This window comes from Paenibacillus sp. MMS18-CY102 (assembly GCF_009789195.1).
In the GTDB taxonomy this organism is placed as follows: Bacteria; Bacillota; Bacilli; order Paenibacillales; family Paenibacillaceae; genus Paenibacillus_T.
Map to the genome: position 1 here is coordinate 52,102 of NZ_WSTC01000034.1, position 11,432 is coordinate 63,533.

General features: G+C 54.1%; 9 protein-coding genes. 1 reads left to right on the plus strand and 8 read right to left on the minus strand.

What is annotated here, in order from left to right; genetic code table 11:
* Positions 1-10 precede the first annotated feature (10 nt).
* From argH to GON22_RS21045, 8 genes are all read right to left on the minus strand, one after another.
* Positions 11-1,435: an argininosuccinate lyase gene (gene argH, locus GON22_RS21010; protein ID WP_160398078.1), complete on the minus strand. Its 1,425-nt coding sequence runs from the start codon at positions 1,433-1,435 to the stop codon at positions 11-13.
* A gap of 128 nt (positions 1,436-1,563) precedes the next feature.
* Positions 1,564-2,799: an argininosuccinate synthase gene (locus tag GON22_RS21015; protein ID WP_160398079.1), complete on the minus strand. Its 1,236-nt coding sequence runs from the start codon at positions 2,797-2,799 to the stop codon at positions 1,564-1,566.
* A gap of 64 nt (positions 2,800-2,863) precedes the next feature.
* Positions 2,864-3,820 (minus strand): ornithine carbamoyltransferase, encoded by a 957-nt coding sequence (gene argF, locus GON22_RS21020; RefSeq protein ID WP_160398080.1) that lies wholly within the window; start codon positions 3,818-3,820, stop codon positions 2,864-2,866.
* Between the two features lie 38 nt (positions 3,821-3,858).
* Positions 3,859-5,082: an acetylornithine transaminase gene (locus tag GON22_RS21025; protein ID WP_237179281.1), complete on the minus strand. Its 1,224-nt coding sequence runs from the start codon at positions 5,080-5,082 to the stop codon at positions 3,859-3,861.
* A 67-nt stretch (positions 5,083-5,149) separates the two neighbouring features.
* Positions 5,150-5,926, minus strand: a complete 777-nt coding sequence (gene argB / locus GON22_RS21030; RefSeq protein ID WP_160398081.1) for an acetylglutamate kinase — start codon at positions 5,924-5,926, stop codon at positions 5,150-5,152.
* Positions 5,927-5,953: 27 nt separating this feature from the next.
* Positions 5,954-7,198 carry a bifunctional ornithine acetyltransferase/N-acetylglutamate synthase gene (gene argJ, locus GON22_RS21035; RefSeq protein WP_160398082.1) on the minus strand — a complete coding sequence of 415 codons (1,245 nt, stop codon included), beginning with the start codon at positions 7,196-7,198 and terminating at the stop codon, positions 5,954-5,956.
* A gap of 393 nt (positions 7,199-7,591) precedes the next feature.
* A complete protein-coding gene (gene argC / locus GON22_RS21040; RefSeq protein ID WP_160398083.1) occupies positions 7,592-8,644 on the minus strand; it encodes an N-acetyl-gamma-glutamyl-phosphate reductase in 1,053 nt (350 codons plus the stop codon).
* Positions 8,645-8,866: 222 nt separating this feature from the next.
* Entirely contained in the window at positions 8,867-9,763 is an 897-nt protein-coding gene (locus tag GON22_RS21045) for a YitT family protein (protein ID WP_160398084.1), read from the minus strand.
* 1,414 nt (positions 9,764-11,177) lie between these two features.
* Here GON22_RS21045 and GON22_RS21050 point away from each other — a divergent pair.
* Positions 11,178-11,432 (plus strand): transposase (locus tag GON22_RS21050; protein ID WP_160398085.1); only part of this gene is annotated, 255 nt, incomplete at its 3' end.

Here is an 11,432-nt window from a genome sequence, read left to right on the forward strand (position 1 = left end):
GGGTCAATCATCAGCTTGACTTGCGGCTTTTCTCCACGAATTCCGTAACCCAAGCTGCCGTTGCCTCTAAATCGCTCTCCGCGCGTGCGATCGCTTCGGTTACTTGCGGCGTCGCCGTGCCACCGTATACGTTACGGGCATTCACGACATTCTCCGGCTGCAGCACCGAGTAGATGCGGTCGTCGAACAATGGCGAGAACTGCTTGAACTCTTCCAGCGTCAGGTCGAGCAAGTATTTGCCCTGCTGGATGCAGTACAGCACCGTTTTGCCGATAACCTCATGCGCTTGGCGGAATGGCAGGCCTTTGCCTACGAGGAAGTCTGCGATGTCTGTTGCGTTCGAGAAATCTTGGTTCACGGCTTGGCGCATCGTTTCTTTGTTCACCTTCATCGTCGCAATCATCGGAGCGAACAATTGAAGCGCGCCTTGCAGCGTACGAACCGTGTCGAACATGCCTTCTTTGTCTTCCTGCATGTCCTTGTTGTACGCGAGCGGCAGCGACTTGAGCACCGTCAAGAGACCCACGAGGTTGCCGTACACACGGCCTGTTTTGCCGCGTACAAGCTCTGGCACGTCCGGATTTTTCTTCTGTGGCATAATGCTGCTGCCTGTGCAGAAAGCGTCATCCAGCTCGACAAAATGGAACTCCGTACTCGACCAGAGGATCAGTTCCTCTGACAGGCGGGACAGATGCATCATGATGATCGACGCATGGGACAGGAATTCAAGGATGAAGTCACGGTCGCTTACCGCGTCCAGGCTATTCTCATACACGCGGTCGAAGCCAAGCTGCTTGGCAACAAAATGGCGGTCGATCGGGAACGTCGTGCCCGCGAGCGCGCCTGCGCCCAGCGGCAGCGTGTTGATGCGCTTGTAGCTGTCTTGCAGGCGCTCCGCATCACGGCCGAACATCGACACGTACGCCATCAGGTGATGGGCGAACAGAATCGGTTGCGCGCGCTGCAAATGCGTGTAGCCCGGAATAATCGTATCGATGTTCGCTTTCGCTTGCTCGATGAGCGCCGATTGCAGCTTGTGCAGCAGATCAACGAACTCAACGACACGCTTGCGCAGGTACAAGTGCATGTCGGTCGCCACTTGGTCATTGCGGCTGCGTCCCGTATGAAGCTTGCCGCCGACAGGGCCGACATCGTCGATCAGCGCTTTCTCGATATTCATGTGAATATCTTCGTCCGCGATTGCATATTCCCAATCTCCGCGCTTAATGCGCTGGAGCACGCGGTGCAAGCCGTCCTTGATCGTGTCTACGTCGTCAGCAGGCAGGATGCCTTGCTTGCCGAGCATCGTGACGTGTGCCACGCTTCCTTGCACATCCTCTTCCGCCAGCTCTTTGTCAAACGTAATGGAAGCCGTATATTCCTCAACCAGTTGGTCGGTTTTTTTCGTAAAACGTCCGCCCCACAATTTGCTCACGTTGTAACACTCCTCTTCGTCCTTATACACAGAAATAAGAGTCGTCGATTTCGACCCTTATCCCTGTTTCGTGCCTATACGTATCGTGAACCCGCGCGGCCGAGTAGCGCACCACGCGGGAAATTGAATTACTTGTTGTTTTGCTCAACGCCGGAAGAAACTTTCAATCGCAGTGCATTCAGGCGGATGAAGCCTGTTGCATCGCCTTGGTCATACGCTTGCGTAGGGTCGGCTTCCATCGTAGCGATGTCTGGGTTGTACAAGCTCACTGGGCTTTGCACGCCAGCGCCGATGACATTGCCTTTGTACAGCTTCAGGCGAACGACGCCCGTCACGTTCTTCTGGCTTTCTTGTACCAATGCTTGCAGCGCAAGGCGCTCTGGCGCGAACCAGAAGCCGTTGTAAACGAGCGTAGCATATTTCGCGATCAAGCCGTCACGAAGGTGCATAACGTCGCGGTCCATCGTGAGCGACTCCATTTTGCGATGGGCCGTGAACAGGATCGTGCCGCCTGGCGTCTCGTATACGCCGCGGCTCTTCATGCCGACGAAACGGTTCTCCACCATGTCGACACGGCCGATGCCGTGCTTGCCGCCAAGCTCGTTTAGCTTGTCCATTACGCCCAGCGGGCTCAGGCGCTCGCCGTTCAGCGCGACGCAGTTGCCTTGCTCGAACGTCAGTTCAACATACTCGGATTGGTCTGGCGCGTCCTCTGGCGAAACGCTCAATACGTACATATCTTTGCAGGAATCCGCGCTTGGATCGAACCAAGGATCTTCCAGCATGCCGCTCTCAAAGCTGATGTGCAGCAGGTTGCGGTCCGTGGAGTAAGGCTTCGATGCCGATGCCGTTACCGGAATGCCATGCTTCTCGGCGTAAGCGATCATCTCTGCACGGCCTGGGAATTGTGCGCGGAACTCTTCATTGCGCCATGGCGCGATTACTTGAATTTCTGGTGCAAGCGCAGCAGCCGTCAGCTCGAAGCGAACTTGGTCGTTGCCTTTGCCCGTTGCGCCGTGCGCGATTGCCGTTGCGCCTTCTGCACGGGCGATCTCAACCATGCGCTTCGCGATGAGCGGACGCGCGATGGACGTGCCGAGCAGGTATTGGCCTTCATACAGCGCGCCTGCTTGGAACATAGGATAGATGAAGTCGCTTGCGAACTCTTCCGTCAGGTCGTCGATGTACACTTTGGATGCGCCGGTTGCAAGTGCTTTTGCCTCAAGGCCGTCCAACTCTTCCCTCTGGCCGATATCCGCTGTGAAGGCGATGATCTCTGCGTCGTATGTTTCTTTGAGCCATTTCAAAATAACCGATGTGTCCAAGCCGCCCGAGTAGGCAAGCACGATTTTCTCTTTTGCCATGATTGCTAACGCTCCTCTATGATCGATAATGTCGTAGAAATCTGAAATCTATAGGTTAACAGGCTTACATAATTGCAGCCATGATTGCTTTCTGCGCGTGCAGGCGGTTCTCTGCTTGGTCATAAATGATCGAGTGCTTGCCGTCGATAACGCCCTCGCTCACTTCTTCGCCGCGGTGTGCTGGCAGGCAGTGCATAAACAGGTAGTCGCTCTTCGCGTACTTCGTGAGCTCCTCATTCACTTGGTAGTTCGCGAACGCGATTTCGCGTTCCTTCTGCTCCGCCTCGAAGCCCATGCTCGCCCATACGTCGGAGTAAACGATGTCCGCGCCTTCGATCGCTTCACGCGGATCGCGGCACACATGGATTTGCGAGCCCGTGCCCGCAGCTACAGCCTTCGTCTGTGCGACGATGTCTGGATCTGCCTCGTAGCCTTCTGGCGACGCGACGGACATGTTCATGCCGAGCTTGGCAGCGCCCATGAGCAGCGAGTGCGTCATGTTGTTGCCGTCGCCGATGTAGGCGATTTTGAGCCCTTCAAGGCGCCCTTTGTGCTCAAGAACCGTCTGGTAATCGCACAGCGCTTGGCAAGGATGCGCCGCATCCGTCAGGCCGTTGATGACCGGAACCGTTGAGCTGCGGGCCAGATCGATGACGATCTTGTGCGCGAACGTACGGATCATGATGCCGTCGAGGTAACGCGACAACACTTGGCCTGTGTCCCAAATCGGCTCGCCGCGACCGATCTGCAAGTCATTGCGGCTTAGGAACAGCCCTTGGCCGCCCAACTGGTAGATGCCGACTTCAAACGATACGCGCGTACGCGTCGAAGACTTCTCGAATACCATGCCGAGCGTTTTGCCCTTCAGCGGCTGGTAAACTTCGCCCGCTTTGTGCTTCTTCTTAATATCGATAGCCAGATCGATCAGGTAACGGACTTCTTCCGGCGCGTAATCTGCCAGTGCGAGAAAGTCGCGGCCTTTGAGCGAAAGAGCCAATTCTTCATTCAACGTATGCTGCATGAATCGTACCCCCTACTTCTTATATAGTAAACTCTGCCTTAGCGGCCGTTAAGCAGCTCTGCCAGGATTGCAACCGCTTGGTCGATTTCCTCTTTGGTAACGAGCAAATTCGGCAGCAGGCGCAATACATTCGGTCCAGCGGAAAGCACGAGCAACCCCTTGCCTTGCGCTTCTGTAATGATCGCTCCAACCGGCTCCGCACATTCGATGCCAATCAGCAAGCCGAGCCCGCGCACATCCTTAACAAAATCATTATGCTTCAGCTTCGTACGAAGCTGTTCCATCAAATATTCGCCCTGCTGCGCAGCACGCTCTGCCAGGTTTTCCTCAAGCACCGTCTCAAGCGTCGCCTTGACCGCAGCCGTCGCAATCGGCGTGCCGCCGAACGTCGAACCGTGGCTGCCTGGACCGAACGCTTCGCGAAGCTGCTCCTTGCAGCCCATTGCGCCAACCGGGAAGCCACTTCCGAGCCCTTTGGCCATCGTGAAAATGTCCGGCTCGATGCCGTAGTGCTCATGTGCGAATAGCTTGCCTGTGCGTCCCATGCCCGTCTGGATCTCGTCGACGATCAGCAGCACGCCGCGTTCGCGGCACAGCTTCACGAGACGGTGCAGATAAGCCGGATCGACCGGCAACACGCCGCCTTCCGCTTGAACGATCTCCAGCATCACAGCTGCCGTCTTGTCCGTCACAGCCGTTTCCAGCGCAGCCAAGTCATGCAGCGGGATGTATTTGAACCCTTCTGGCAAAGGCGCGAAGCCTTCCTTCACCTTCTCTTGCCCCGTCGCTGTCAGCGTTGCCAGCGTCCGTCCGTGGAACGACTGCGCGAACGTAACGATCTCATAACGGCCGTTGCCCAGCACCAACTGCTGATAACGGCGTGCCAGCTTGATCGCCGCCTCGTTCGCTTCCGCACCAGAGTTGCAGAAGAATACCGCATCCGCACTGCTATTCGCCGTAATGAGGCGCGCCGCATCTTCTTGATTCGGAATGTGGAACAGGTTCGACACATGCCACAGCTCGTCCAGCTGCTTCACGAGCGCTTCCTTCACGCGCTTCGGCGCATGGCCCAGATTCGTAACGGCGATGCCGCTTACGAAGTCGAGGTATTTGGTCCCTTTATCGTCCCAGACCCAGCTTCCTTCGCCCTTCACGAGCGAGATTGGAAATCTTGCATACGTCGGGAGCAGCGCGTCCGTTACGCCTGCTTGTCCATTCTGTTGCCCGCTCGCTGCTGCGGCTTGCTTCACCGCTTCGCTCATATGAACTACCCCTCTCACTTGCCTAAAATAATCAAAACGCTATCGCCCGCAAGCGCTCATTCTAGCCTTAGCGCACGATCCGCGTGCCTACGTTGCCTTCGAGCACCGCGCGCGTCAACACGCCCGGCTCCTCGCCTTTGACGATAACGACCTCGCTCACGCGCCCTTGAATGCATTGAATCGCTGCGCGCACCTTCGGAATCATGCCGCCGTAGATTTCACCGCTCGCGATCATCGCCTCAATCTGCTCCACCGTTACCGTCGGAAGCACAACCTTCTCGCCATTCATAATGCCAGGCACGTCGGTCACAACGATCATTCGCTCAACACCCAGATGCGAAGCAACTGCGCCCGCCGCCGTGTCGGCGTTGATGTTGTACCGCTGCGCGGCATCGTCGATGCCAATCGGCGCGATAACTGGAATATAGCCCATCGCCATAACGCCTTCGATAACCGCAGCATTCACGTCCGTTACGTCACCGACAAAGCCGATTTCCGCACTGTTCGCAACCGGCTTCGCCTGAATCAGCTTGCCGTCTACGCCCGACAGCCCGAGCGCCTTGGCGCCGTTATGCTGGATTTTGCGCACAATCTCCTTATTAATCCGCCCAGCCAGCACCATCTCGACGACGTCGAGCACTTCATCATTCGTCTTGCGCAAGCCATTTATGAACTCCGACTCGATGCCGAGCTTGCCAAGCGTATCATTAATGGCAGGTCCGCCTCCGTGCACGATGACCGGACGAACGCCCGACTGCTGAAGCTCCCTTAGTTCCGCAAAAAAGCTGTCCGGCAGCGCCGCGAGCGTACTGCCGCCACATTTCATTACAAACCGCTGTTCCATAAGTTGTCCGTTCTCCCCGTTCTGCGCTTACGTCCGGTAAGCGGCATTGATGCGCACGTAATCGTACGTCAGGTCGCAGCCCCAAGCCGTTGCCGCCCCTTCGCCCATATGCAGGTCTACACCGATGACAACCGTGTCGCCTTTCAGGTATTCAAGCGCAGCATCCTCGTCAAAGCCGATTGGACGAGACTGCTCAAGCGTCACGATGTCGCCCAAACGGATGTCGACCGTGTTCGGGTTTACCGGTTGCCCCGCACGCCCAACAGCCGCAATAATGCGTCCCCAGTTCGCGTCCGCGCCGAATACGGCGGATTTTACGAGCGAGGAGCCGATGACCGTCTTCGCAATCGCTTGTGCAGCGTCGTCACTTACCGCGCCGCGCACTTGCACCTCGACGAGCTTCGTCGCGCCTTCGCCGTCGCGGGCAATTGCCTTCGCAAGCACTTCGCATACATAACGCAAGCCAGCTGCAAAAGCGTCCCAGCCTGCATGGGCAGGCGTCAGCGCCGTATTGCCCGCAAGTCCGCTAGCCATCGCAACCAGCATGTCGTTCGTGCTCGTATCGCCGTCGACCGTGATCATGTTGAACGTCAGGTCCGTCGCCCGGCGAAGCAATTGCGTCAGTTCTTCGCTGCCAATGGCCGCATCCGTTGTGACGAAGCCGAGCATCGTCGCCATGTTCGGGTGAATCATGCCGGAGCCTTTAGCCGCACCTGCGATGTGGACAACTTGTCCATCAAGCTCAAGGCGTACACATACGGCCTTCTCGACCAAGTCCGTTGTCAAAATCGCTTGGTTAAAATCAGCCGCGCCCTGCGCACCGTCCGCCAGCTTCGTTGAAAGCCTGCCGATGCCATCGCGTACACAATCCATCTTCAAGTTTTCGCCGATTACACCCGTCGATGCGACAGCGATATGAGCCGCTGGCACGCCGATTGCTTCCGCGAACTTCGCGCGCATCTCGTAGGCGTCAGCATCGCCTTGCTCGCCTGTGCATGCGTTCGCGTTGCCGCTGTTTACAATAACGCCGCGCAGCAGCCCTTCCTCGCCAATGCTGTCCTTCGTGACGCGGATTGGCGCCGCTTGGAACACGTTCGTCGTGTAAACGCCAGCAGCCGATGCCGGCACTTCACAAATAATCGCGCCAAGGTCGTGGCGCGTTGTTTTTTTCAAGCCGCAATGCAGGCCGCCTGCTTGGAAGCCGCGGGGCGTCGTGATGTGTCCGTCCGCCACGGCTTCGAATGCTGCGGGTTGTCCGATTCCTTGTGCCATCGTAGTCTCCTTTGTGTTCAAAGGAGACAGGCAAGAGGGGTTTGCTGCGCTGGTTGCTGATGCGGGAATCGCTGCGCGTGCAAATATGTTCTTCCGATCGCTGTTGTCCCCGGATTGTTTGGATTATGTAAGTTCCCTGTTCGGGAACAATCCGGGAACAAAGGCGAACGCTGGCGCTTCTACAGAACATATTTGCCCGCTTCGCTTACCGCTACCGTCTGCTGCTTCGCAAACCTTCCTCCATGCCATGTCTCGCTTTGAATTTGCGTGTATGTGGATGGGCTCTTCGGCTGCTCATTGAGCTGCGAAGTCGCCTTAATGAATGGTATTGGCGCGTTGCGCGCTTACGCCTAACGTGACATGGTTGCTGAACGTATCCGTCCGCAACGTCGCTTATGGATAAACCGGTACGAACTGGAGGCCTAGCGTTTCATCCCAGCCCATCATCAGGTTCAAGTTTTGGATCGCTTGGCCGGCTGCGCCTTTGACGAGGTTGTCGATGACCGACACGATCGTCACGCGGCCTGTCCGCTCGTCGACCGAGAAGCCGATGTCGCAGTAGTTGGAGCCCCATACTTCCTTCGTCATTGGCCATTTGCCTTCTGAACGAACGCGAACGAATTTGCGGCCCTCATAGTACTGGCTGTACAACTCGACGAAGTCTTTGTCCGTACGTCCGCCAATGACGGTCGCGTACATGGTAGACATGATGCCGCGCGTCATCGGAACGAGATGCGTCGTGAACGTCGTCGTCACTGGCTTGCCCGCGATATCGGAGAGCACTTGCTCGATTTCTGGGATGTGCTGGTGCTTGTTGATTTTGTACGCACGGAAGTTTTCATTCAATTCCGAGTAGTGCGTACCGAGGCTAGCGCCGCGGCCTGCGCCGGATACGCCAGACTTCGCATCGATGATGATCGTCGCTGGGTCAATCCAGCCAGCCGCTACTGCCGGGATCAGGCCAAGCAGCGATGCCGTTGGGAAGCAGCCCGGGTTCGAGATCAAATCAACGTCCGCAACGCGGTCGCCGTACACTTCTGCAAGGCCATAGACCGCTTGCGCGAGAAGCGTCTCGTCTGCTGGCGTTTTTTTATACCACTGCTCGTAAAGGGCAGGGGATTTCAACCGGAAGTCTCCGGATATGTCGATAACTTTCAAGCCTGCTTCAAGCAGGTCAGGCACCAGCTTAGCAGCAATGCCGGCTGGCGTTGCTAGAAAAACAACATCCGCTTTGGCGCGAATCGCTTGTGGATCAATGCCATCAAGCAAGTCCGTACGGATCTCTGTTAGATGCGGATAGCCTTCCGCGATTGGCGTCCCTTCACTCGAAGACGAAATAACCGATGTCACTTCAACGTACGGGTGGCTGGCCAGCAGCCGGATCAATTCTACACCGCCGTAGCCGGTCGAACCGACGATGGCTGCGTTCACTTTATTCGTGCTCATAAACGTCTCTCCCATCCGTTATAGAAGCAGATTTTCTGCATTTTTATTTTCCCTAATTACCCATTGTACATGATTCCACCCTAAAGTGGAAATGATCGTTTCGTGATTAACTTCGTATTATTATACATCCATATTAATATAAATACAACGACGAAAAAGCGGCATTTTCCGCGCCGCTATGCGGGTTGTCGAGGTTTGTCGGGCAACTGCCATGACCGCCATTTATTCGACCTTGAAGCCTTGGCCAAGCACCTCAGTGGTCTGGCTTATGATGACGAAAGCGCCCGGGTCAACCGACCGGACGAGCGCTTTCAGCTTAGGCACTTCGTTCTGGCTGACGACAACCATCAGCACTGTTCGGCGCTGCCCGGTGTAACCGCCATGCGCATCAAGCTCGGTGAGCCCTCGGTCCAGATCGGTCAACACGGCATCCGCCAGTTCCTCCGTTCGGTCACTTATAATGAAGGCAACTTTCGAGAGCGCGAGGCCGGTCTGAATGAGATCGATCGTTTTGCTCGTGACGAACAAGGCGATAAGCGCATAAAGCGCATTTTCCGGCGAAATGAGAATGCCCGCCAACGCAATAACGAGACCGTCGAAAATGACGACCGTGAGGCCAAGCGAGATGCCCGTATACTTGTGTAGGATTTGCGCGGCGAGGTCGGTCCCGCCGGTAGAGCCGCGGCCGCGGAAAACGAGGCCGAGCCCCAGGCCGACGCCTACTCCGCCATAGACGGCGGCGAGCAGCGGATTGTCCGTCGGCGGCGACCAGTGAGCCGTGAGCAGCACAAACAGCGGCAGCACGATGGAGCCGAGCAGCGTCTTGGCGGCAAAGCGGCGCCCGAGCAGCCATAATCCCGCGAAGAAGAGCGGGATGTTGATCGTCCACTGCGTGAATGCAGGCTGGATGCCCAGCGCCTGCTTCACGATGATCGAGAGGCCCGAAACGCCGCCGGAGGCGATGCCGTTCGGGACGAGGAATAGGTTGAAGCTAGCGGCTATGATGAATGCGCCAGCGAGCAACATGGCTATGCCCCACGCCGCTTGCGCGCGGGGGCTTGCAGGCGTGCCGATCCGGCGCCGCTGACGCGAGGCTTTGGCCGATGCGGGTCGATTCATGGTGAAATGCCTCCTCGTGCTGGGTATGGTGAATGCTGTATGTAGGGTGATGGTTAGTGGGTTTCAGGAAATAAAAATGGACTTTGATGTGTATGGTTGTTGCGTTTGCTCCATTTTATTGTATTCGTCGGGCTGGCGTAGTGATTGGAAGTTGGCAATAATGGAGACCGCCCCCCTTGGGTTAGTATCACTTAAATGTTGGGGAGTATGAGCGGTTTTTAGAAGTATAAAAAGAGATCTTGGAACGGAAACGGTTCCATCCGGTAACATTCAGTTAAAACAATATAAAATACCTACCAATACAGTAAAGACGAAGCTTGGAGGAATCGATCTGCAAGTCCTTCCTTATTATCGTGAAAGCAGTTTTGAAGCTCAACTTGCACGCCAAAGGAATAACTATACGGGATATCAACTAGATACGTTTCCATCATGTGCACGGCGTTAATCTATACCTAATGCATTTTTTGAATGTTACAGACCATATATTACGATTCACCCAATCGTAATATATGGGATATTAAGTAATATAATATATTTATTTAATATTATAATTTAAATTAAATTATGATATCTTACTCCTATTTACTGAAAATGAATCCACATCAACCCATATTAATGTAGACATTAACATATATATCATGGTAAACTGTTAACAGCATTGAAATCTACGCCCAAAGGGGTTGGTGCAGATATACCATTCGAGAAATTAGCAAAAGCCGAACACCAAAGGGCGACCCCTTTGGAAACTGTTGTTGTGGATGCTGATTCAAAAATACTAATGTCAACAACGAGTGCTTCAAGCATTCCTGAATGGACATTTACTTTATAGTGGGGGGAAGAATGGTTCAATCAACAATCGTAATTAACGCTAATGTCGAGCAGATCTATCATTTATCCGAATCTGCAGCGTATCATCCGAATGCTTCAATTCTGACTAACGGAGATAGTGTAATACAACTCACATTTACCGAGAACAGGTTACTTCAATTCTTTTTGAGTAAAACTAATACCATAATATTAACGCCAGAAATAACATTATTCTTACAGCCGTCAACTAATGAATTAACTAACCAAAACACATATGTTTATATAAGTCGATTAAAAAAAAAATTGAAATCATCTGGTGTTGAAGACTTAATAAAAAACAAAAATCCAGGTTACATTATCCTTGGTTAGATAATTTACCTATATTTAATATTTAGCACAATTTAAGTAGTAGAACGGGCTATCTTATTAGTGATAAGACTTAGAGACGCCCCTTCGTATTATTAGGTTGACAGAGTTTACTTGGTTGGATATTTTTGTCGGTCGTTCTATGATGGCTGTAGCCGGTGACCCTGCCCCGAATAGATAGACACATAGAAAACCTCTATAATAAAAGTGGAGGGATTTACTATGGGGCAACGGAAGCAATTTGATAAAGCATTTAAAGAACAGGCGGTATCGCGCGGTATCGCGAATTTTAGCCGGAGAAGCAACGATGGCGGATACGGCGAAGGATCTGAATGTTCATTACACCACAGTTCGAGACTGGGTGAAAACTTATAAGCTTGATGGAGAAAGTGCGTTTCCAGGCAGCGGCCATCTTAAGGAAGAGGATGATGAGATTCGTAAGCTGCGGAAGCAACTGGCGGACCTCAAAGAAGAAAATGATATCCTAAAAAAGGCG